Here is a 23660-nt window from a genome sequence, read left to right as displayed (position 1 = left end):
TGTCACCAAAATCAATTTTCCTGGCTTATTGTCTTTGACAGCATTGATTTTATCAAATGACAATTTTGCCTTATATTTTCCGTAGAGTTCCAAATCGTCAAAGCCGATTCCAACTTTTTCAACTACTTCTGTGATTGGTTTTAATTCTACACTTTGAGCAATTTCGATATCTGTTTTCATGAAACACTCCTCTATATTTTTCTAGAATCTATTATATCAGAGTTTGATAAAAAACGCATTATTTTTGGTTAATTACTTTTCAATGTTCGGTTTTGTTTTGTTATAAATCGTTATAACTTTAATTTATAGGGGTACACCCCAAAAATACCTACTATATATTTACTAAAGACTCAATTTTTAGTACAATACTACTATGAAAATTTTGATTACATCGGGTGGTACCACTGAAAAGATTGATGCTGTACGTGGAATCACAAACCATTCAACAGGTTATCTAGGAAAGGAAATCGCAGAACTTTTCTTGGCTAAGGGTCACCAAGTAACCTTAGTAACGACCAAGACAGCGGTTAAACCAGAACCGAAAGAAAATCTAAAGATTACAGAAATTACGAACGTAGAAAGTCTTCTCAAAAAGATGGAGCCACTCGTCAAAGAGCACGATGTTCTTATACATAGTATGGCAGTCTCTGATTATACTCCTATTTATATGACGGATTTTGCTGAACTGGAGGACACCGAAGATCTCGCTCAATTCTTGCATAAATCTAACACTGAAAGCAAGATATCATCGGCTTCTGATTATCAGGTTCTTTTTCTTAAAAAACACCGAAGGTCATTAGCCTCGTCAAACAATGGAATCCTGATATTCAATTGATTGGCTTCAAACTTTTGGTTAATGTAAGAAAAGAAGAGCTTTTTGAGGTTGCTCGTGCAAGTCTGAAACGCAACAAAGCTGATATTATTGTTGCCAACGACTTGAGTGATATTACTCCAGATCAACATATTGCCTATCTAGTTGACGAGAAAAGCGAGGAGAAGGTTAGGACCAAAGCTGCAATTGCTCGAGCTTTATTTGAAAGGATATGTCATGACTAAACGTATCATTCTGGCTGTGTCAGGATCAATTTCTGCCTATAAAGCAGCTGATTTAACAAGCAGATTAAAGAAAAAAAGCTATGACGTTAACGTCATTATGACTGAAGCTGCTCAAGCCTTTATCACCCCTCTGACACTTCAAGTTCTCTCGAAGAACCCTGTTCACACTGATGTCATGGAGGAAAAATTAGCTGACCGTATCAATCATATTGACCTAGGTAAGGAAGCTGACCTCTTTATTGTTGCTCCAGCTTCAGCCAATACTATTGCTAAGTTAGCTAACGGGATGGCTGATAACATGCTGACTGCTACTGCTTTAGCACTACCCAGCACCACCCCAAAACTAATTTCACCAGCAATGAATACTAAAATGTATGACAATCCATTGACTAGGAAAATTTAGATACTTTGCATGACCTTGGCTACCAAGAAATTCTTCCTAAGTCTGGTGTACTCGCCTGTGGAGATACGGGACGTGGTGCTTTGGCTGATATTGATGTCATTCTTGAAGCAATTGACTCTAAGCTAATAAATTAACTTTCTACAAACAATAGGAGATGAAGATGAATAAGAAAAGTAAGGCAAACCAAACGGCGCAGTTGGCACTCTTGATAGCTACAATGGTGGTCATTGAAGTGCTCAGTCAAACTATTTTCGCTGCTTTTGTACTCCCCATCAAACCAACCCTAACACATATTCCAGTGATTATTGCTAGTATCGTCTATGGCCCCAAAATTGGAGCCTATTTAGGTGGTTTCATGGGACTTATGAGTATCGTCCGTAACACAGTGATCTACACAGTGAGCAGCTACCTTTTTAGTCCCTTTGTTGAAGGTGGAACTTGGGCATCTGCTGTTATTGCTATTGTTCCTCGTGTATTAATCGGTATCTTACCGTATTTTGTTTACAAGATACTTCAAAACCGCTTAGGCTTGACACTTTCTGGAGTCATTGGAGCCTTTACAAATACCTTTTTCGTACTCTTGGGTATCTACTTTTTAATTCCTAATTTCTACTCACAGGGTGGCAAAACCTTAATGGCAACCATTTTTACAACCAACTCGATTGCCGAAATGGTTATTGCTGGACTTTTGACAGTAAGTATCACTCCTATGCTTCTACGATTGAAAAAGTAAATTATTTAATCTATGGATAGTGCTGAAAATCAGATACTATTCTACAAACTCGTAAGGAAAATTTTTATGAAAAAATCAACCGCTATTGCACGAATTGCCATCTTTTTTGCAGTGATGCTCACCATTCATTTTGTGACGTCTTTCATTCTCGAATTTGTTCCGTCTGGGATTCAACCGACCTTGGTTCATATTCCTGTTGTTATCGCTTCCGTCATTTATGGACCTAGGATTGGAGCCATTTTGGGACTCCTAATGGGACTCTTTAGTGTGACCATGAATACATTGGTCTTGACACCAGCAAGTTTCCTCTTTAGTCCCTTTGTCTCACATGGAAACCTCTATTCTCTCATTATTGCACTGGTTCCACGTATTTTAATTGGAGTGACTCCTTACTTCATCTATCGCTGGCTACACAATCGTACTGGTTTGGTAACAGCTGCTATTGTCGGATCTATGACCAATACCATTTTTGTTCTATTAGGAATTTACATCTTCTTCGGCAACATCTATGGTGGCAGCTTTCAACATTTTCTTGCTTTGATTTTGACAACAAACTCTCTTATTGAAGTCATTGCTACAGTTCTTGTCGCAACTGCAGCCGTTCCGACGCTTGAAAGATTAAAATAATTAGTTAGGTCGAGACTGATATGTCTTGGCTCTTTTATTTTCATTTACATTTCAGATACCATTTTCTTTTTAAAAAGATTTACAATTATCGCTAGAATTTTCTGAAAAAATTTGTTATAATGTAAGCGATTAAAAATATAAAGGAGAATGCTATGTCTTACACTGAAAATTATAAAAAATGGCTCGATTTTGCTGAATTACCAACTTACCTTCGTGACGAGTTGGTCGCAATGGATGAAAAAACCAAAGAAGATGCCTTCTATACCAACCTTGAATTCGGTACAGCTGGTATGCGTGGTTTGATTGGTGCTGGTACAAACCGTATCAACATTTATGTGGTCCGTCAAGCGACTGAAGGTTTGGCGCAATTAATCGACTCAAAAGGTGAGGAAGCTAAAAAACGTGGGGTTGCTATTGCCTATGACAGCCGTCACTTCTCTCCAGAATTTGCATTTGAATCTGCACAAGTTTTGGCAGCGCACGGTATCAAATCTTATGTATTTGAAAGCCTTCGTCCAACACCTGAGTTGTCATTTGCAGTACGTCATCTTCACACATTTGCTGGTATCATGGTAACAGCTAGTCACAACCCTGCACCATTTAATGGTTACAAGGTTTACGGAGAAGATGGTGGACAAATGCCACCAGCAGATGCAGATGCATTGACAGACTACATCCGTGCTATCGAAAATCCTTTCACAGTGAAATTGGCTGATTTAGAAGAAAGCAAGGCTAGTGGACTAATTGAAGTCATCGGTGAAAATGTTGATGCTGAATACTTGAAAGAAGTTAAAGATGTCAACATCAACCAAGACTTGATTAATGAATACGGTCGTGACATGAAGATTGTCTACACACCACTTCACGGTACAGGTGAAATGTTGGCACGTCGTGCACTTGCTCAAGCTGGATTTGATGCTGTTCAAGTCGTTGAAGCTCAAGCTGTTCCAGATGCTGACTTCTCTACTGTCAAATCACCAAACCCAGAAAACCAAGAAGCCTTTGCTCTTGCTGAAGAACTCGGTCGTAAAGTAGATGCCGACGTATTGGTTGCAACTGACCCTGATGCAGACCGTCTTGGTGTTGAAATTCGCCAACCAGATGGTTCTTACCTCAACCTTTCAGGTAACCAAATTGGTGCTATCATCGCCAAATATATCCTCGAAGCTCACAAAACAGCTGGTACCCTTCCAACTAATGCAGCTCTTTGTAAATCAATCGTATCAACTGAGTTGGTAACTAAGATTGCGGAAAGCTACGGCGCTACTATGTTTAACGTCTTGACTGGTTTCAAATTTATCGGTGAAAAGATTCATGAATTTGAAACACAACACAATTACACTTACATGCTTGGTTTTGAAGAAAGCTTCGGTTACCTCATCAAACCATTTGTACGTGATAAAGACGCTATCCAAGCTGTTCTTATCGTTGCAGAAATCGCAGCCTACTACCGTTCACGTGGTATGACATTGGCTGATGGTATTGAAGAAATCTACAAAGAATATGGCTACTTCGCAGAAAAGACTATTTCTGTTACTCTCTCAGGTGTCGATGGTGCTGCTGAAATCAAGAAAATCATGGATAAATTCCGTGGCAATGCTCCTAAACAATTCAACAACACTGATATTGCTAAGACAGAAGACTTCTTAGAACAAACAGCTACTACTGCTGCCGGCGTAGAAAAATTGACAACTCCTCCAAGTAATGTATTGAAATACTTCTTGGCTGATGATTCATGGTTTGCCGTTCGTCCTTCAGGTACAGAACCAAAAATCAAATTCTACATTGCAACAGTTGGAGAATCTGAAGCAGATGCTAAACAAAAGATTGCCAATATTGAAGCAGAAATTAACGCTTTCGTAGGGTAATAAGATTTAACTGTTTAGACATCAAATAACACAAGATTTTATTGAATAGTCTCTCAGACTATACAAGCTTACAGGGGTTAGATGGAACATTAATTCTGTCTAACCTTTTTCTGATTTCCTTTATGTCTGTTTTAAGTTCTTTAAGTTTGAGGGAAATCAGAACATCTTTAAGCCACTACCTTTTAAGAGACAAAAAGACCACTTATAGATGATCTATAAGTGGTTTTAAAATCGTTTTATTACTTCTCAGAATTTGAATGACTCTTAAATAAAGCATGTGTTGCATTGTAAATATGTCTAGCTGTCGCTGCATTATTCATCGTATACAGGTGAACTCCTGCAACGTCTTGTGTAACCAAATCCACGATTTGGTCAACAGCATATGCTAAACCGGCAGCTCTAAGAGATTCAGGATCATGCTCATACTTATCCAAAATAGCACGGAATTTACGTGGCAAGTGGATATTTTCACAGGTCTTAAGTAGGCGTAAGGCTTGATTACGATTCAAAATAGGCATAATACCAGCATGGATAGGCACATCAATACCAGCAAGAGTACATTTATCTTGGAAATCGTAGAAGCGTTCATTATCAAAGAAGAGTTGAGTCACAAGACTAGAGCAACCAGAATCAACTTTTTTCTTAAGATTTTGAATATCGGAGATTTGATTTGGTGAATCAGGGTGACCTTCAGGATAACAAGCACCGACAATATCAAATTGAGGAGCCTTTTCCTTGATAAACTCAATCAAATCAGTAGCATATGTGAAATCTTTAAGAGGTTCAACCCCTGGGATAATATCACCACGAAGGGCCAAAATACGATGCACACCGACAGCATCTAATTCACGAAGTGTGTCCGCAACCTTTTCTTTTGTCAAATAAATAGCTGGAAGATGGGCAATTGTCGGGATAGCTAGATCATTTTGAATATGGTTTGCCAAAGGAACCGTTGTCTCTTTGATATTATATTTGTTATTACTAGCTGTGACACTAATAAAATGGGGTGACAGTCCTTTCATATCCTCAAGGGCAAGCAAAATTTTTTCATTACCTACAGCTGGATTAGGCGGAAAGACTTCAAAAGAGAGTGATGGTGTTTGGCTTGTCATATATTTTACCTTCTTCTTTTTAGATTTTTGTTGAGACAAAAGCAAATTTTAGTGTTTAGTCATCTCAGAACCACATAGAAACAATTTTAGCTAGCCTACTTGCAAAAATCTTTAGGAATCATTACCTATTGAAGACCCTCTACACTCAGTAAGAAGGTCTTCAAAGTATTATAATGTTAATTACAAGTTTTCACGAGCTGCTTTTGCGGCTGCTACGAGCTTAATCAAACTTTCTTTAGTTTCTTTGATACCACGAGTTTTCAAACCACAGTCTGGATTGATCCATACTTTGCTACTTGGAACTTTAGCCAAGATTGCTTCAATTGTGTGATCAATTTCACCGTCTTTAGGGACACGTGGTGAGTGGATATCGTAAACCCCAGGTCCAACTTCTGTTTGGAAGTTTTTCGCTTTAAGCTCGTCCAAGATTTCAAGGTTTGAACGGCTAGCTTCAAATGAGATAACATCTGCATCTAAGTTATCGATAGCTGGGATGATATCTGTAAATTCTGAATAACACATGTGAGTGTGGATTTGTGTGTCTGGTGCTACTGTTGAGTGTACCAAACGGAAGGCTGGAATCGCCCAGTCAAGGTAGTCTTCGTACCAGTCACTGCGACGGAGTGGCAATTTTTCACGAAGTGCAGCTTCGTCAATTTGGATGATTTTAACGCCTGCTGCTTCAAGGTCTAGAACTTCATCCTTAATAGCAAGGGCGATTTGAAGAGTAGAATCCTTGATAGAGATGTCTTCACGTGGGAATGACCAGTTAAGGATAGTAACAGGTCCAGTCAACATACCCTTAACAGGCTTGTCTGTACGGCTTTGTGCATAGCTAGACCATTTCACAGTGATTGGGTTAAGACGAGTGACATCACCCCAGATGATTGGTGGTTTAACCCCACGCATACCATATGATTGCACCCAACCATTTTTAGAGAAGAGGTAACCAGACAAGTTTTGACCGAAGTACTCAACCATGTCGTTACGTTCAAATTCACCATGGACAAGAACATCAAATCCAACTTCTTCTTGCCACTTAATCCATTCATCGATTTCTTGTGCAAGGAAAGCATCGTAATCTTCTTGTGACAATTCATGCTTACGGAAGGCCAAACGTTTAGAACGCACTTCCTTAGTTTGAGGGAATGAACCAATAGTTGTTGTTGGAAGCAATGGAAGTTTGAAAGCATCTTTTTGAATAGCTTCACGTTCTGCAAAAGCTGGCAAACGTGTGTAATCTGCTTCTGTCAAGCCTGCAATACGAGCACGAAGTTCAGCGTTTTCACCAACACGTTCAGTAGCAAAGAGATCTTTGTTAGCAGCAAGTGCTTCAGCACCTTGACCATTGCGGATAGCATCCAAATCACGAAGTTCTTCCAATTTTTCAACGGCAAAAGCAAAGTGATTCAAAATGGCTGGTTCAAAGTCTTCATTAGCAGTTGTAAATGGTACATGAAGAAGAGAACATGAAGTCGTCAAGACAACATTTTCAGCTGGAACTTGATCCAAGATTTCCAAGCTCTTTTCATAGTTATTACGCCAGATATTTTTACCATTAACAATACCAGCATAGAGAGTCTTGTCAGCTGGGAAACCACCTTTAACAAGTTCAAGTGTCTTCTTACCTTCGACAAAGTCAAGACCAATACCGTCAACTGGCAAGTTCACGAGATCATTATAGACATCACGAACATCACCAAAGTATGTTTGAATCAAGACTTCAAGGCCTTTCTTGTCAGCCAAGAGTTTATTGTAAAGATTCAAGAAGAGTGCTTTTTCATCAGCTGTCAAATCTTTAACAAGTGCTGGTTCATCAAGTTGGATACGAGTCGCACCAAGTTCAGTCAATTTAGCAAAAACTTCTTGGTAGGCAGCTACAAAACTATCAACGAAGTCTTCGGCTTTTACACCATCTTCAAAGTCAGATAATTGAAGGAAAGTGAATGGTCCAACAACAACTGGACGAGTGTTGATACCCAATTCTTTTGCTTCTTGGTACTCATCAAAAATCTTGTGACCAGCAAGTTTAACTTCTGTTGTTTTTTCAAATTTTGGAACGATGTAATGGTAGTTAGTATTGAACCATTTTTTCATCGGAAGGGCACGTACATCCCCTTTTTCACCTTGGTAACCACGCGCCAAAGCAAAATATTGTTCCAATTCTGTCAAATCCAAGTTTTGAACAGATGCAGGCACAACGTTGAATAAGAAAGCCGCATCAAGGAAATTATCATAGTGAGAAAAGTCATTTGAAGGAATCTCAGTAATACCTTTTCTTTGACAATATTCCAATGCTTAGCACGCAAGTCTTTAGCTGCAGCCAAAAGTTCATCTGCTGTGATTTCTTTTCTAAAGTATTTTTCTGTTGTAAATTTTAATTCGCGGAATTCACCCAAACGTGGGAAACCAATGATAGTAGTTGACATCTTGTGTCCTCCTCTTTGTTGTTGCATTAATCTTACCAAAGAAATAGCTTTCTGTATAATTGGTATTAGTTTTCTCTATATATAGTTTTTAGCTATAACCTATAAACTAAGGGATTTATCCTGTCTGTTATCTCCTTTTGCTTAGATATTATTATAGCTAATAACTATAGGTATGGTAGCAAAAAATCCCTAGACATTTGTCTAGAGATTCTTGTTGCTGTACCTGATAGCTTAAGCCTTACCTTTCTCCTTATTGCTGTATTAATAGAGAAAGCCAGAACTATAATGACTAACTCCTAATAGATTCTATCACTCTCTCTTGAATCCAAGATGATGTATAAGACATATTTTCACTATTATAACTATTCCAAATAAAATAACCAAAAACTGCTAGTACAAGTAGGAAACAAATTCCCAAAACGGCTAACCAAATGATTTGTTTCTTTAAACTGTCATATTCATTCATATAGCCATTATGAATTTTAATCAGTTCATCTCTCTTTTTGTTATTAGACTCTTTGGCAATGGCAATTTCAAGTTCATACATCTGGTGTTTCCAAGAATTGCCTTTTTTGTTTTTTATTTGAAAGGTTGCTGCTACCTTTCTCAAATTTATTTTTTTCAGTCATAATTCCCTCTAAAATCTTCTTTTACTCCTTTCATTATAACATATGTAAAACTATCTGAAAAGTTCATCTTTGGTTAAAATTTTGAGAATAAGATTTAAAACATGAAAAATAACCAGAGACAAACTTCTTATGTTATACTCTAACTATGCATAAGAAAACTGTTATTGATTTTAAAGATTTTGGGCTGAGACAAGTCTTTAAAAATCCTCTCAAAGAATTAAAAACCAAAGATATTAATGAAGTTAAACCACTTCTAGCCCAAGTAGAGGCCTATCAAAAAGAAGGCTATTATGCAGTGGGCTACCTTTCCTACGAAGCGTCTGCGGCCTTTGAACCTAAGTTTGAGGTTTTGAATGGCCCCTTAATGTCTGAATATCTCCTCTATTTCACCATTCATGAAACCGTTCAAACGGAACCTCTTCCATTATCGTATGAGCCAGTTTCTCTACCGGATTCATGGAAGGAGCTAACTTCAGCTTCTGAATATAAGGAGGCTATCCAGAAAATACATCATCATATCCGACAAGGAGATACCTACCAGGTCAACTATACTGTTCAATTGCAACAAGACCTAACTGCAGACCCTTTTGCCATCTATAACCGGCTTGTTGTCGAGCAGAATGCTCACTACAACGCCTTTATTCAACATGATGACCTTTCTATTATTTCTATAAGTCCAGAGCTTTTCTTTAAGAAAGAGGGCGATACACTAACCACACGTCCTATGAAAGGCACGACCAATCGCGGTTTAACAACTGCTACTGACCTCAAACAGGCTCAGTGGCTTGCGCATGATCAAAAAAATCGTTCAGAAAATATGATGATTGTTGATCTCCTACGCAATGATATGAACCGTATCTCAAAAATAGGTAGTGAAAAGGTCAAAAGCCTTTGTCACGTTGAACAATACTCTACAGTTTGGCAAATGACTTCTACTATTGAAACACAGCTCTTAGAAAATAAGAATCTAAGTGATGTCTTTCAAGCACTTTTCCCTTGTGGATCAATCACTGGAGCACCCAAAATAGCTACTATGTCTATTATCTCAGCGGTAGAAAAACAGGCGCGTGGTGTTTATTGTGGGACTATCGGTATTTTACCACCTCAGGGACCGACAATTTTCAATGTTGCAATCCGAACCCTTCAAATGCAGGGAACAAAAGCTATCTATGGTGTCGGGGGAGGCATTACCTGGGATAGCAATTGGGCAGATGAATATGAAGAAACCAAGCAAAAAGCAGCTGTTTTATATCGTCAGAATCCTAAATTTGATCTCATTTCAACTGGTCTGGTCCATCAAGGAAGATTACTCTTTATAGAGGAGCACCTTAATCGCTTACAAGAGGCCAGCCGCTACTTTGATTTTCCTTTTAAGAAGGAAGAAGCTCACTATCAAGTAGAATCCCTGTGTCAGTCTTTTGATGTTGACACAGACTATCGTCTTAAATTCTCTCTTTCAAAAGACGGTGAACTAAAGTTTGACCATTCTCCACTAATAGACTTGTCCGATAGTTTTTGCCAAGCAAGATTAGTGGAGCAATTGCATCCTTTGGATAGCCCCTATACCTTCTTTAAAACAAGTTACCGACCTCACCTTAGTATCGGACCTCATGAGCAAATCTACTATAACCATGAGGGGCAACTCCTAGAAACCTCTATCGGTAACCTCGTTGTCAAAATTAATAACCAACTGTACACACCTCCTGTGCAACTTGGTATCCTAAATGGGATTTACAGACAGCACCTGATAGCTCAAAAAGAAGTTAAAGAAAAGGTATTAACTTTAGTTGACCTAAAACAAGCTCAAGCTATCTATGCTTGTAATGCTGTGAGAGGATTGTATGAATTAAGTATTAGAGGTTAACCTGAGCTTTAAAGGATCACTTTGTGTTTTCTACCATTCCGTCACTGCTAGCGATTAAGTTTTATTACTATTTCTTCTATTGAATAATTAACCATTTCAGTTTAAATGCAGTATAATACTAGATAGCAGTCATTAAAGCTATGATTCCTTTAATGACAAATAATGCAATCCTGAAACTTAAAGCTCAGGAACAGTTTTAGAAAGGACAAAAACCTTAAATGAAAAATTTTAAAGGCTTGACTTCTGCTGAAGTTCAAGCTAGTAAAAACACCCATGGCGATAATAGACTCTCTAGCAAAGAAGCTAACTCGCTTCTCTCAATCTTTATCGAAGCCTTCCAAGATCAATGGATTCTTATCCTCTTGGCTGCCTTAGGATTAAAAATTATCTTCAACTTTGTTGGAATGATTTTCCCTGCTATTGGTGAAGCTAATTGGTATGAGGCTATCTCACTAATTTTCGCCATTTTGATGTCTACAGGATTTTCAGCCATTTCACAATACCGTAACGAGCAAAAATTCAATACCCTTCAGGAAGAGGCTTCAAAAACTAATGCTAAGGTTTATCGTGATGGTAAACTTAAAGAGGTTCTCGTGGATAATATTGTAAAAGGAGATCAAATCCTCCTTCAATCAGGTGACAAGGTTCCAGTGGACGGTATCATCCTGGAAGGTGAGTTAAAAGTAAACCAAGCTGTCCTTAATGGTGAGAGCGAGGATGCTAAAAAACTTCCTCTTGGTGATCAAGAAGAACCAGATTCTTCAGACCTCTTTACAGAGCTCAAAGTCTTCCGTGGAACTGTTGTGACTTCTGGTGAAGCTGTTATGGAGGCTACACAAATTGGTGACAATACAGTCTTAGGAAGTATTAATACCTCTCTTCAAGAAGACAGTAAAGATTCTCCTTCTAAAGAAAAGCTTAATCAACTTGCTGGAAACATCGGTGTCCTTGGTTATAGTGCCGGTGGTGCCTATTCCGTTATCAACCTTGTATTAGGCTTTATTGCCCTCAATAAGGCTAATAACCTCAATGGTGGTTCAATTTTCCTTCTTATCATTGAAACAATTCTCTTTGCGGTTACTATCATCATCATGGCTGTTCCAGAAGGACTTCCAATGATGTTGGCCCTTGTTTCTTCTATGAACTCAGGTCGACTTTTGGCTCAAAATATTCTGGTTCGCCATCCTGATACCATTGAAACAGCTGGATACATGAATATCCTCTTCAGTGATAAGACTGGTACTATCACTGAAGGTAAACTATCTGTAGTTGACTTTTTCCTTGCTGATGGAACACTCTATGCAGCAACTGGTGAAACTGATGCTCCAGATTTTGACACAATATCAGATAGCCTTAAAGCAGAAATGATTAATGGTATCGGTCTTAATAACGATGCTATGATAGCAGATGGCAATGCTGTTGGTAGTAATGCTACAGACCGTGCACTTCTTGACTTCCTTATTGGACGTGATAGCCTTAATTTTGATACCAACTCTATTACTGAGAAGCAACAATTCAACTCAGCAACAAAATTTGCAAGTGTGACGACTAATGACGGAAAAACCTACATCAAGGGCGCTCCAGAATTTATCCTAAATGACTGCTACTACTATCTTGATAAATATGGACATAAGCAAAACTTTACAGATGATATCAAAACTCATTTCCAAGAATTATCTTTGGAACAAGCAAACCGTTCAATGCGTTTGCTTGCTATCCTTAATACAAATGGTAATGATAAAGTCTTGATTGGTATCGTATGTATCCGTGATAATGTTCGTTCGTCAATTAAACAAACCGTTGAAACCATGAACCGTGCAGGTGTACAAGTCGTTATGGTAACTGGTGACCGTAAGGAAACTGCCGTTGCCATTGCTAAGGAGGCTGGTATTGTTACTGGAGAAAACGACCTTGTTCTAACTCATGATGAACTCACTGCCCTTTCAAATCAAGAACTTAAGCAAAAATTACCTTTCTTGAAGGTTGTTAGCCGTGCCCTTCCAATGGATAAAAAACGCCTTATTGAAGCTACTCAGGACCTTGATATGGTCGCTGGTATGACAGGAGATGGAGTTAACGACTCACCTGCCCTCAAATCAGCTGATGTCGGCTTCTCAATGGGTGACGGTACTGAAGTCGCACGAGAAGCCTCAGATATCGTTATCTTGAATAATTCATTGACTTCGATTGAAAAAGCTGTCCTCTATGGACGCACCATGAGTAAGTCAGTAAGTAAATTTATTATCTTCCAGTTAACCGTTAACGTGACGACTATTGCCATGTCACTTCTCTCACCACTTTTAGGTCTCAAAGAGCCATTTACAATTATCCAAATTCTCTGGATTAACCTTATCATGGATACACTCGCTGCCCTCGCCTTTGGTGAAGAGCCTACGCTAGATCGTTACATGAACGAAAAACCAGTCGCTAAGAAAGCAAATATTCTTACTGGCTATATGAAGTCTGCTATCGGTGTAGCTAGTGTCTTCATTACTGTCGTATGTTTGGCAATTCTCAAAAATGTTGGTGGTATTCAAGACTTTATCACAAATGGAACTGGAAACTTTGAAATGGTAACAACATTTACATTTACTGTATTTATCTATGCTGTCATTTTCAACTCGCTTAATACACGTAGTAATGGATTCAATGTGTTTGAACATATCAGTGAAAACAAGAAATTCTCAATTGTAATGATTTCTATCGCTGTTGTTCAAACCTTGATTATCCAATTCGGTGGAAAAGTATTTAGTACTGTTCCAATGGATATTCATCACTATATCGTTGCTCTTCTTATTGCTGTATTGATTATACCAGCAGATTTCATTCGAAAGGCCCTTACAAAAAAGAATTAACATAAACTATTTAGCTAAAACTCAAAAAGGATTGGACGTTTCTAATTACCTCCAATCCTTTTTATTTGTTCACTGTTCTGTCCATCGCATAGTATCAATTGATTCATTAGATAATAGCTTAGTATCAATCTAGAATAAAATCAATATATCCTTACAAACTTGCTATAGCTTAAAAATAGGATGTTTTGAAGCCTTCGTATGAAATCCAAATATGAATGTATTGCACCAGTAAAATCATTTTAAATCTGTCACTTTTTATTACTTATATGATCGTACAATGAGTTAACAGACTGTAAATTGAAGTCATAATGATTTTTACCCATAACAAAAAGGCCTTATCTAGGCCTTTTTTGTTAAACAATATTACTTGAATTCATTTGGGTTGGCTGTGTAGTTTGCCCAATCCTTGCTATAAAAACGATCATTCAAGTTATAGCTTGGGGCAGGTGTTGGATTACTTACAAAAGGATCAACAGCCTTATCAAAGGCTACCCAACCTTTCCAGCCCATATGAATGGTATCTTGCATAAAGTAAGCTTGATCTCCATCTTTTGAGAAGTCAGCAATATTGGTAAAACCTTGACTTTCCAATTGATAACGAATCTTCAAAACTGTTGCATCATACATTTCCTGGTTAAGTCCTGTATAGGCCATCCACTTACTATTGACTGGTGGAATGACAAAGATAACATTAGTTTTTAATTTAGCAAATTGATTGAGAACCAATTGTAGGTCACCGTATTCTTGTGAAACTTCATAAGAAAGGTGTTCTTGGAAGCCTTTAAGCTTGCCAATTTTTTTAGACAAGCGTTTCTTATAGAAACGATCATCAATACCAAAGCTATTTGATTTCGTATGTTCTTCCGCATCTCTTACTGCAACTTGATCAAGGGCTTCATAAGAAAATTCATCAGGCAATTCTTTTAAATAGGGAAGAACTTTTTTATCGTAATTGGCATTATTTGGTGCTGCAAATGGACTAAATAAGGCGTCTTCACGTTTATTAAGCTCAGCCAAGAATTGTACATAAGTCTTATCAAAAGCGTTTAGTTCTTGACCTTTTGCGACCTTAGTAAGTTGAGACTTCATCGCAATCTCAGGCTTCATCTCTAAGATACGCTTTGCAGCATACTCTGAATTCTCATCAGTTTCATTTTGATTCAAGAAACTACTGAGCTGATCATTACTGAAGAACTGTTGAAAGGCTGCTGAATTGTAACCCTTCTTAGTGAACCATTGAGGAGACAAGACGTAAACAGCTGTACCATTTTTGAGTTCAGGAAGCATTTGTTGCATCCCAAGATACTGGTTTAAAGAGGCAGCGCCACGTTGTCCAATAAAATATGGACGATAGTTACGATTGTATTTTTCAGCTAAAACTGCTGGATGAAGGGCATCAAAACGTAACCACTCACTAGAACCAAAGAAAGGTACAAAACGATGTTCTTTATTGGAAAGGGCATTAGTCTTATTAATACGACTCTTAAAGTTAGCTGTCGTCAGTGTCACTGCATTACGTTTATCAGTCTGATAATTATGTTTTCTGCCTTGTGGATAGCAATAAATAACCACTACTACTAAGACAAGAGCACAAATTACTGGACCAAAAATCCGCCATAAACGCTTAAGCATTGCGAAGCTCCGTTACCCCTTCAACAATCTTATTGGCAGTGTTCCAATCATCACGACCAAATTCTGAAACTGGCACACGAATATCGAAACGTGATTCCAATTCAACAATAAGTTCAACAGTCCCCATTGAATCAAGGACACCAGCGTCGAAGAGATCTTCATCCATCATGTCAGAAACATCTTCCATGAAAAGCTCATCAATAATTTCAATAACTTGAGATTTTACATCCATTTTTATATTTCCTTTACTTATTTTTAGTGAACCAAAGTTCATTCAAGAATCCTGAGAAAATCAAGAATGACAACATAACAGTGTTAAATGTGATAAAGATTCCTAAAGCCTTTGTCCATTTGTTATCAGGAAGAGGCTCAAGGCCTGCTTTTTACGTTCTTTATTAATAGTTTTCTTTTTACGGAACCAAGCATCGTTAATACCTAGACCGATACCATGGAAAATACCGTAGGCAATATAGTACCAGGTAACCCCATGCCAGAATCCCATTACCAACATATTGAGAACATAGGCCACGTTTGATGTGGTATTACGATTTTTAAAAACCTTATTCCTCATCAAAACCATAACCATACGCATAAAGACAAAGTCACGGAACCAGAAAGACAAACTCATATGCCAACGGTTCCAAAATTCTTTCAAATCACGTGAAATAAAAGGCTTGTCAAAGTTGATTGGGCTCTTAATCCCCATGAGATTAGATGCTGCGAGGGCAAACATAGAGTAGCCAGCAAAATCAAAGAAGAGATCAAACCCATAAACATACATGACACCAAGCGTTGGTAGATTAAAGATACCGCCCTGGCTCAAGGCTTGTGCTTTTAATGGTGGTAAAAGCATACTTCCAAAAATCTGAGCCAAAACAAACTTATAGAGAAAACCAAGCATAATATACTTTACAGCTTGCTCTAACATATTCAACAGCTCATCACGCTCAGGAATAGCTTGATAGTCATCATTAAAGCGTTTGAAGCGATCAATGGGACCACTTGTGAAGGTCGGCATAAAGAGCATGAATCGGAGAAATTCTCCTAGTGTGAACTCTTTAAGCACCCCATCACGCATCTCGATAATCATACCTACTGCACGGAAAGTGAGGTAAGAAATACCAAGGAAGTTAAAAAGCGACTGGTTACCATTAATAGCTGGCTCAACCTTAACAAAAACTAAAGGTAGAACCACAAGAAAGGAGTGCAGGTAAAAGACCCATTTATTATCCTTTTGACTACGGTAACGTTTGTAGGAGTATACCCAAATAATTTGCCATACGATATAGAAAAGCAAGGCTAATAGTTGACTCGCATGGGTACCCGTCAAGGCTAAAACAATGAAAGCTAAACTAACCAAACATTCGTAAATCGCAAAACGCTTTTTAAAGAAGAGTCCTACAAAAATCGGTAATAAAGCTAGTCCAAGATAGATGAAATAGAAAGGATTACCATAGGCCTCTAAATGAGGAAGCTGTTTCAAGAAGTCTATCATCGGTTGTTGACCTCACTGATAAGCCCCTTGATATCAATCTTCCCATTTGGTGTCAAAGGCAGGCTCTCACGATAGAGGAACTTAGTTGGCATCATGTAAGACATCATGATGTTTTCCAAGTCAGCCTTGATCGCCTTGGTAATATCAATATCACGTTCAAACTGCTCACGAACGCCATCCTTAAGAATGACATAAGCCAAGAGATTCTGAACCTTATGGTCCTTATTGTAACGTGGTACAGCTACTGCTGAATCGATGTACTTAGACTTGTTAAGGTTTTGTGAAACATCCTCTAACTCAATACGGAAACCATTGAACTTAATCTGGAAGTCCATACGTCCTCCGTAAAGAAGGAGACCCTCATCAGTCATAGTACCCACATCACCAGTATGGTAGGCAGGAAGTCCATTAAACTCAAAGAAAGCTTCCGCAGTCTTTTCAGGATTGTTCATGTAACCTTTTGAAACTGCTGGACCTGATACGATGATTTCACCCTGTTGACCATTTGGAAGGATATTTCCATCCTCATCGATAATATAAGTCGGTGAATCTTCCTTGGTATAACCAATTGGCAGGCGTTTAAGATTAGCTAACATTTCATCAGTTACTGCTACAGCCGACAAGGCTACGGTTGCTTCTGTTGGACCATAAGCATTGATAATACGTGCTTCTGGGAAACGTTGGCGAAGTTTTTGAGCTGTTTTAACGGTTAACTCTTCTCCATCGAAATAGAAATGCGTAATCTCTGGCATCTTCTCTGCATTGAAATCTTCAGACAACATGGCCATATCAGCAAAGGATGGTGTTGAGGTCCAAATAGCAATTGGAAGTGAGAAAATCGTTTCAAAGAGCTTTTTGAAGTCCTGAGTAATAGCTGAAGGAAGCGCATAGAGTGTACCTCCAAGTGCCAAAGTCGGCGCCCAATACATCACTGATAAGTCAAATGAGTAAGGTGGTTGGGCCAGCATTTGTGGGCGTTTTGGAGTCGCAAACTCCTTGTCCGTAATCATCCAGTTGGTGAAACTAAGGAGATTATCGTGCGAAATCTGTACGCCTTTAGGTTTACCCGTCGTTCCAGATGTAAAGATGATGTAATAAGTATCATCACCCTTAACAGGATGGGTCACTTCATAACTAGACTTGTTAGCGAAGCTTGCCTTCACTTGATCTAGAGTCACAATTGGCGCTTTAACATCCTCTAGTGGAAAATCGTTAATAGCAATAATCAGACTCGGCTCGGCCACTTCAACAATAGCTGTCACACGCTCAAGAGCTGAGTGACTATCAATTGGAATATAGGCATGACCAGATTTAGTTAGAGCAACGAAGGTTGCCAACATCTCATACTCTTGACCACCATAAACCACAACTGGTGATTTTTCTGGAATATCAAGACTATCAATCTTAGCAGCTAGGCTATCTGAATCAGCCTTTAGGTCACCGTAAGTATGGACTTCCCCAAGAATATTGTAAACAGGAAAGTCTGGTTGAGATTGAGCAAATTGCTCAATCGTTTCAAGCATATCTTTAATTTTTGTGTTCGTCATTATTCTTCCTAGAATTCGTTATAGATAAAATTACCTTGACCTTGTCCCAGGTAATTGTAGAGATATATTAGGGCCATAAAAATGATGAAATAAAGCAAGGTTTGTCCCCAAAAAACAAGGACATTTTTGTTTTTTAACATTCTAATTTTCGATACCTTCTTTTTATATAATATCCACTCTAGTTTACCATCTTATTCTTATTATTTCCAATAAAAAAGCAAAAATTATTCAATTTCATCACTAGTTATTTTTGCACAAACTAATACCCTAAATATCTTAAAAACAGAGCTAAAAAAGCTCTGTTAGTTTTAACTATTTTGTGTCTTTTGGGCTGTCTGCATTTGATAATACATACCCTTAGCTTTCATTAGTTGATGATGAGTTCCGTACTCAACAATATCCCCATTATTCATGACTAAAATAAGATCGGCATTTTCAATGGTTGAGAGTCTATGGGCAATGATGAAACTCGTTCGGCCCTTCATTAGTTTAGCGAACGCCTCCTGAATGAGAAGCTCCGTACGGGTATCAATACTTGAGGTTGCTTCATCTAAGATAAGAATCTTAGGCAAATTAACAAATATACGAGCGATAGTCAGTAGCTGACGTTGCCCTTGAGAAAGAGATTGACCCGCATCACTTAGATAAGTGTCATAGCCTTGAGGTAACTGATTAATAAAGAAGTCAGCATTTGCGGCTTTAGCTGCAGCTATAACTTCCTCTCGGCTAGCTTTGGGGTTGCCGTAGGCGATATTATCATGGATAGTCCCAACTTCAAGCCAGGTCTCTTGTAACACCATACCAATCTGTTTACGAAGACTTTCTCGAGTGTAATCTGTAATCGATCTGCCATCCAGTCGCAATTGGCCCTTGTCTAAATCATAAAAGCGCATCAAAAGATTGATAAGGGTTGATTTACCTGCTCCTGTCGGACCAACGATTGCAACAGTACTTGCAGCAGGAATATCAATGCTCAAATCCTTGATAAGAGGTTTGTTTGATAAGTAACCAAATTGAATATGGTCAAATTGAAATTGTCCCTGCACGTCTTCCTCTTTCAAAACCAAATGACCCGTTTCTGGGATTTCATTTTCATCCAAAATCATATAGAGACGATCAGCACAGGCAAGAGCACTTTGAAGCTCTGAAAGAACTGATGAAATATCATTGAAAGGTTTTGTGTATTGCGTGACATAGTTGAGAAAGGTTGTTAATTGGCCGACTGTAAAAGCACCACCTGACATGATACGGTAAGCTCCGACACCTGCAATCAGCGCATAAATAAGGCTATTGACAAAGCGAGTGGCCGGATTGACCGCTGATGAATAAAAGATTGCCCCCCTTGAATAAGCAGCATACTTACCATTGACTTCTCTAAAGTTTCGGACCATCTGACTTTGGGCATTTAGACTTTGGACCAGAGCTTCTTGGGTAAGACTTTCCTCAATCAGCTGGGTCTGCATCCCTCGCCACTTGGTCTGATGTCGATAAAGTTGATAACTTTTTCTGGCAATGAAGCGAGCGACAAGGACAGACAAAGGGGTCATCACCAGAACCAGAAGCATCATGAACCAGTCTAAGCGAGCCATGGTAATGATAATGACAAAAATGGTTAAGAGACCAACGAAAAATTGGTTAAAAACCATGAGAAGTCCATTGTTCAGTTGGTCACTATCAGTCGTCACACGACTAACCATATCTCCAGTTCCTTGACGATCAAGGTAACTGAGAGGCAGGGCATGAATTTTCATCATAACCCTCTCACGCAAACTCTCGCTGTAAGAATATATCAAACGGTTATAAATCAAAGGATTTAGCCACTGGATAGCACTATTAGCTACGATAACCGCAAGCATTTGCCATATTAAACTTGATATTAGAAGGACAGCATTCTTTTTAAGAACAGCATCCACTGCATCACCAATCAAAATAGGTAAATAAACCGTTAAAGCAACCTGAATAATAGTACCAACAGTCGCTATGACTAAGAGAGAGCGCTGACTTAAGATGTCTCGACTGAGACGTCTAAGCGTTGACTTATTATTTCTAGCTTTCATCAGCAGCCTCCTTTTGATGCTGAGAATAATGAATATCTTGATAAAGTTTGTTAGTGGCAAGCAATTCTTCATGATTACCCAGACCAAGTTGATGGCCCTTATCAAGAACCAAAATCTGATCTACAGCTTTTAAACTATTGGTTCTTTGCGAAATAATGATCAAGCTGGTTGATGTAAGATTTTCTCTTATGGCTGCTAATAGTCGACTTTCAGTCAAATAATCCAATGCTGAGGTTGAATCATCCAAAATCAAAAAAGGTGCTGGTCTCATCAAAGCACGCGCAATAGTCAGACGCTGACGTTGACCACCAGAAAAATTACGGCCAAATGACTCGACTGGCTCATCTAAACCAAGTTCCTTATCTCGAACAAAGTCAGCAGCTTGAGCCATGTCAAGCGCATGCCATAGTTCCTGGTCGCTAGGTTCATGCTTAAGTCCCAGGGTCAGATTAGAACGAATGGTTCCTCTAAATAACTCAGCTTTTTGAGGGACATAGGCCACCCAAGAACGCCATTCCTTTAGATTTTTGGTGATGCTTGATTATTAAAGATGGTTAAGCTGCCAAGCTGAGGTTGATATAAGTTCATGATTAAGTTGACCAAGGTCGATTTACCCGAACCTGTACCTCCAATAATGCCTAGAGACTCTCCTTCGGTCAGTCTAAGGTTAATCCCCTGAAGAGATGGCTGACTAGCTGTCGGATAGGTAAAGGAAATCTGGTCTATAGCAAGCACCAACGCTTCTTGATCAGCCTTCTTAATTGTTAAAGGTGCCTTAATGTCCTCATCCTCAAGATTGAAAATAGTTTCTACACGTTTAGCTGATATAAAACTTTGATTGAGATTAGTTAACATCATGGCTAATTTAAGGAGCTCCGTCAAAATTTGCAAGAGGTAATTAACCAAGGCAATCAGCATTCCTTGCGTCAAGAGTCCACCTTGAATCTGGAGATTTCCTTGCCAAAGAATGGCAATTAAGGTCATATTAACAACCAAAAAAGTCAAAGGACTAATGAGACTTGCTATAACCCCAGTTTTGAGTTGCCAGGTCTTCAAGTCTTTATTTACAGTTGTAAAGTTATCTAACTCACACTCACTCTGTCCGAAGGCTCGGATAACCCTCATTCCTTCAAGTTGCTGACGAGTACTAGTAACAATTGACTCATTAATCACCCGAATTTTAGCATATAGGGGATTGACGATACGGCTTGCCACCACAATAATAAGCGTCAACACTAGAACCATACCAAGGAACCAGAGGGTCAAGCGTGGGCTAATCCGAAATGCCATAATAATAGCACCTGTCACAATAATGGGAGCTCTCAAAAAGAGTCGTAAAAATTGATTAATCCCCGTTTGAATCTGAAAAGTGTCACCAGTTAGGCGTGTCACCAAACTCGAAGTTCCTATCTCATCACGCTTTTCCTTTGATAATCGCATGATTTTGGCATAAAGATTATTGGTCAAACCTTGCGCATAGCCAACTGCTGCTCGAGATGAAAAATACTGAGCTGAAACAGCAACAACAACGCCAACAAAGGCAAGTCCAAACAAGAGAAAAATCATCATAAACAGATGATTTTGGTCTTTATTCGGAATAGTTGTGTCGACAATTCCAGCAATCACTAGCGGAACGAGGAGTTCAAAACAGGCTTCGATTAATTTAAACACGGGTCCCAGGATACTGTCTTTGACATATCCCCTAAAATAAACTAATAATGCTTTCATTGGTCTTTCCTTAAAAATGAAGTAGCCACTCTTAGAGACGTGAGAACATACGCATCAAAAAGAGATTAAACTGTACTTCCTTAGCGTAATAAATATTTCCGCCATTTGTATAAAGCTTTCCACCACCATAGTACATGGCAACTGGTTGGTAATAGGTGTAGGTCTTTCCACTGGTATTTCCAAGACTTGGAGCAACGACATTTTTAGAATAGGCCTTTGCTAGTTCAACAGTGTTTACTCCACCATTATCAGCTACATAATCAATATAGGCCTTACCAAAATTATAGGCTTGCACTGCTGTCCAAGGATCCACCTTATGGTGGGCAGCCTCTTCCAGGTTCTCTGAAAGTACTGTCACCCCCTGACGAATACTTTCTTTTCGATTTTTGATGGAGTTAGTAACCCCTGAAGAACTTTCACTGGACTGCATCACGTCATCTGTCTTCCCCTTGGTTTCTGTGTAAATCATTGCTAGGACCAAATCTACATTGGTTGTATTATCAACATCATCCTCTGCCAACACTTCCTTAACCATGGATTCATAAGCTAAGACATGTTGTATATTGGCATGCAGACGATAGGCTTGAATTCCTAGAAAGAAGACTAGCACAAGAACCACCAGACGTCTTATCCATTTAAACATATTATTTATTGATGATATCCTCGATATTTTTGATGAGAATTGAATAGGTGCCATCAGGATTTTGAATAAACTCAACACTATTAGCATCCTGATAGACGTTATTAGGCACAATTAACTCAATTCCGTTTGATAACGATAGCTTTTGATTCTCTAATTTCTTAATTTGACGAGAATGGTCAATATCTGAGACCGAAATAGGCTCAGGAATAGCCTCTTTAAGCTCATCAACGAAGGTCAAACGAGCTGTCAAATTATTATCAAAAAGCTGGTCTGCCAATTTTTCAGGAGACAATTCCTGGTCTTCTTCCAAATTATTGAAAATAGCCGATTTCATTTTTCCTTGGAAGTTAAAGTCATCTTGATTAAAATTCTCAGCAATTTTTTGAGCCGTGTCTTCAACCATCTTAATTGACTTCTTGACAGACTGTTCAGGTTGGACCTGCAAGAGGTTTTCAGAGAAATAATTGGCAAAACTACCGTTGTGTTTGATACGCTTTTCAATCAGATAATACTGCTTACTGCTACGGTTAATTATCAAAGCTTCATCTGGTGTCTGAGCCGCAGAAGGCAGATTATTTTGTGACAATTGAATTGGATGCTGGCTATCTCCCAAAGAATGAATCAAACTGTCCTTTAGGGCAATGCGCAAGAATGCAAAATACTCTTGTCCTTCTTTGTCAAACTGAATAAAGACCAAATCATTGGTCTTTTGATCTTCAGAAATGACAAATTCTTCCTTCCAAAGTTGGGCAATTTTGACAGAACTTTCCATCAAATCATCCCCTAGATGACTGATGAAAACATTTTCTGCTTCGAAATACCCACGTTTAGCCTCATCCGAGAAAACTTTTGACAGTTTCTTCCGGAAATACTCATCCAAACGTGGTGTTATTTCAAGAGGCGCTTCTGCCAATACCAGCTCCGTATCATTTGGCGAAAACTGATGAATGATAATGTGTTTAATATATAAATCTAACATAAT

At 38.6% G+C, this 23660-nt stretch carries 14 protein-coding genes and 6 pseudogenes; 7 read left to right on the top strand and 13 right to left on the bottom strand.

What is annotated here, in order from left to right:
• On the bottom strand, positions 1-180 hold a 180-nt coding region (locus tag HSISS2_RS02485; protein WP_042766920.1), incomplete at its 3' end, for a formate--tetrahydrofolate ligase.
• Between the two features lie 193 nt (positions 181-373).
• Between HSISS2_RS02485 and HSISS2_RS02480 the strand changes: the two are divergent.
• The 5 genes and pseudogenes from HSISS2_RS02480 (at position 374) to HSISS2_RS02460 (ending at position 4687) form a co-directional block, all read left to right on the top strand.
• A pseudogene (locus HSISS2_RS02480) lies at positions 374-1056 on the top strand (phosphopantothenate--cysteine ligase).
• Positions 1049-1593 (top strand): annotated as a pseudogene (coaC, locus tag HSISS2_RS02475) (phosphopantothenoylcysteine decarboxylase). Before HSISS2_RS02480 ends, coaC begins: the two co-directional pseudogenes overlap by 8 nt.
• Positions 1594-1619: 26 nt before the next feature.
• The gene (locus HSISS2_RS02470; protein ID WP_021145209.1) at positions 1620-2192 is read left to right on the top strand and encodes an ECF transporter S component; all 573 of its coding nucleotides are present in this window, start codon (positions 1620-1622) and stop codon (positions 2190-2192) included.
• 66 nt (positions 2193-2258) lie between these two features.
• Complete coding sequence (locus HSISS2_RS02465; protein ID WP_021145208.1) at positions 2259-2819, top strand: ECF transporter S component; 561 nt, start codon at positions 2259-2261, stop codon at positions 2817-2819.
• Between the two features lie 152 nt (positions 2820-2971).
• Positions 2972-4687: a phospho-sugar mutase gene (locus tag HSISS2_RS02460; protein WP_021145207.1), complete on the top strand. Its 1716-nt coding sequence runs from the start codon at positions 2972-2974 to the stop codon at positions 4685-4687.
• A 239-nt stretch (positions 4688-4926) separates the two neighbouring features.
• Here the strand turns inward: HSISS2_RS02460 and metF are convergent, their stop codons facing one another.
• The 3 genes and pseudogenes from metF to HSISS2_RS02445 all read right to left on the bottom strand — a co-directional run bounded on the left by metF (position 4927) and on the right by HSISS2_RS02445 (position 8857).
• On the bottom strand, positions 4927-5799 hold the full coding sequence (gene metF / locus HSISS2_RS02455; protein ID WP_021145206.1) for a methylenetetrahydrofolate reductase [NAD(P)H]: 873 nt from the start codon (positions 5797-5799) through the stop codon (positions 4927-4929).
• A 180-nt stretch (positions 5800-5979) separates the two neighbouring features.
• A pseudogene (gene metE, locus HSISS2_RS02450) lies at positions 5980-8228 on the bottom strand (5-methyltetrahydropteroyltriglutamate--homocysteine S-methyltransferase).
• A 289-nt stretch (positions 8229-8517) separates the two neighbouring features.
• Positions 8518-8857 (bottom strand): annotated as a pseudogene (locus HSISS2_RS02445) (hypothetical protein).
• Between the two features lie 145 nt (positions 8858-9002).
• Between HSISS2_RS02445 and pabB the strand changes: the two are divergent.
• Together pabB and HSISS2_RS02435 are read left to right on the top strand one after the other, a co-directional pair.
• A complete protein-coding gene (gene pabB, locus HSISS2_RS02440) occupies positions 9003-10721 on the top strand; it encodes an aminodeoxychorismate synthase component I (RefSeq protein WP_021145202.1) in 1719 nt (572 codons plus the stop codon).
• 218 nt (positions 10722-10939) lie between these two features.
• Positions 10940-13576, top strand: coding sequence for a calcium-translocating P-type ATPase, PMCA-type (locus tag HSISS2_RS02435; protein ID WP_021145201.1), 2637 nt, complete (start codon positions 10940-10942; stop codon positions 13574-13576).
• Between the two features lie 363 nt (positions 13577-13939).
• Here HSISS2_RS02435 and dltD read toward each other — a convergent pair whose 3' ends face one another.
• The 9 genes and pseudogenes from dltD to HSISS2_RS02390 all read right to left on the bottom strand — a co-directional run bounded on the left by dltD (position 13940) and on the right by HSISS2_RS02390 (position 23657).
• Positions 13940-15208, bottom strand: a complete 1269-nt coding sequence (dltD, locus tag HSISS2_RS02430) for a D-alanyl-lipoteichoic acid biosynthesis protein DltD (protein ID WP_021145200.1) — start codon at positions 15206-15208, stop codon at positions 13940-13942.
• Positions 15201-15440, bottom strand: coding sequence for a D-alanine--poly(phosphoribitol) ligase subunit DltC (gene dltC, locus HSISS2_RS02425; RefSeq protein WP_002887828.1), 240 nt, complete (start codon positions 15438-15440; stop codon positions 15201-15203). The genes dltD and dltC overlap by 8 nt, the downstream gene beginning before the upstream one ends.
• Positions 15441-15453: 13 nt before the next feature.
• Positions 15454-16703, bottom strand: a pseudogene (gene dltB, locus HSISS2_RS02420) (D-alanyl-lipoteichoic acid biosynthesis protein DltB).
• Positions 16700-18250 (bottom strand): D-alanine--poly(phosphoribitol) ligase subunit DltA, encoded by a 1551-nt coding sequence (dltA, locus tag HSISS2_RS02415; protein WP_021145198.1) that lies wholly within the window; start codon positions 18248-18250, stop codon positions 16700-16702. The pseudogene dltB and the gene dltA overlap by 4 nt, the downstream one beginning before the upstream one ends.
• 8 nt (positions 18251-18258) lie before the next feature.
• Complete coding sequence (locus HSISS2_RS02410; protein WP_021145197.1) at positions 18259-18390, bottom strand: teichoic acid D-Ala incorporation-associated protein DltX; 132 nt, start codon at positions 18388-18390, stop codon at positions 18259-18261.
• Positions 18391-18558: 168 nt separating this feature from the next.
• On the bottom strand, positions 18559-20307 hold the full coding sequence (locus HSISS2_RS02405; RefSeq protein ID WP_021145196.1) for an ABC transporter ATP-binding protein: 1749 nt from the start codon (positions 20305-20307) through the stop codon (positions 18559-18561).
• Positions 20297-22035 (bottom strand): annotated as a pseudogene (locus HSISS2_RS02400) (ABC transporter ATP-binding protein). Before HSISS2_RS02400 ends, HSISS2_RS02405 begins: the two are co-directional and overlap by 11 nt.
• Before the next feature lie 31 nt (positions 22036-22066).
• Positions 22067-22678, bottom strand: a complete 612-nt coding sequence (locus HSISS2_RS02395; protein WP_042766916.1) for a lysozyme family protein — start codon at positions 22676-22678, stop codon at positions 22067-22069.
• Between the two features lies 1 nt (position 22679).
• Positions 22680-23657 carry a nucleoid-associated protein gene (locus HSISS2_RS02390; RefSeq protein ID WP_042766915.1) on the bottom strand — a complete coding sequence of 326 codons (978 nt, stop codon included), beginning with the start codon at positions 23655-23657 and terminating at the stop codon, positions 22680-22682.
• Positions 23658-23660: the final 3 nt, after the last annotated feature.

Source organism: Streptococcus sp. HSISS2, from assembly GCF_000448665.1.
Classification (GTDB): domain Bacteria; phylum Bacillota; class Bacilli; order Lactobacillales; family Streptococcaceae; genus Streptococcus; species Streptococcus raffinosi.
The sequence above is the reverse complement of the archived record's forward strand: the minus strand, read 5'-3'. Positions and strand labels throughout refer to the sequence as shown.

Bases quoted from the DNA above. Each gene is read 5' to 3' on its own strand.
- HSISS2_RS02470 (WP_021145209.1), top strand. From the start codon at position 1,620: ATGAATAAGAAAAGTAAGGCAAACCAAACGGCGCAGTTGGCACTCTTG.
- HSISS2_RS02465 (WP_021145208.1), top strand. From the start codon at position 2,259: ATGAAAAAATCAACCGCTATTGCACGAATTGCCATCTTTTTTGCAGTG.
- HSISS2_RS02460 (WP_021145207.1), top strand. From the start codon at position 2,972: ATGTCTTACACTGAAAATTATAAAAAATGGCTCGATTTTGCTGAATTA.
- metF (WP_021145206.1), bottom strand. From the start codon at position 5,799: ATGACAAGCCAAACACCATCACTCTCTTTTGAAGTCTTTCCGCCTAAT.
- pabB (WP_021145202.1), top strand. From the start codon at position 9,003: ATGCATAAGAAAACTGTTATTGATTTTAAAGATTTTGGGCTGAGACAA.
- HSISS2_RS02435 (WP_021145201.1), top strand. From the start codon at position 10,940: ATGAAAAATTTTAAAGGCTTGACTTCTGCTGAAGTTCAAGCTAGTAAA.
- dltD (WP_021145200.1), bottom strand. From the start codon at position 15,208: ATGCTTAAGCGTTTATGGCGGATTTTTGGTCCAGTAATTTGTGCTCTT.
- dltC (WP_002887828.1), bottom strand. From the start codon at position 15,440: ATGGATGTAAAATCTCAAGTTATTGAAATTATTGATGAGCTTTTCATG.
- dltA (WP_021145198.1), bottom strand. From the start codon at position 18,250: ATGACGAACACAAAAATTAAAGATATGCTTGAAACGATTGAGCAATTT.
- HSISS2_RS02410 (WP_021145197.1), bottom strand. From the start codon at position 18,390: ATGTTAAAAAACAAAAATGTCCTTGTTTTTTGGGGACAAACCTTGCTT.
- HSISS2_RS02405 (WP_021145196.1), bottom strand. From the start codon at position 20,307: ATGAAAGCTAGAAATAATAAGTCAACGCTTAGACGTCTCAGTCGAGAC.
- HSISS2_RS02395 (WP_042766916.1), bottom strand. From the start codon at position 22,678: ATGTTTAAATGGATAAGACGTCTGGTGGTTCTTGTGCTAGTCTTCTTT.
- HSISS2_RS02390 (WP_042766915.1), bottom strand. From the start codon at position 23,657: ATGTTAGATTTATATATTAAACACATTATCATTCATCAGTTTTCGCCA.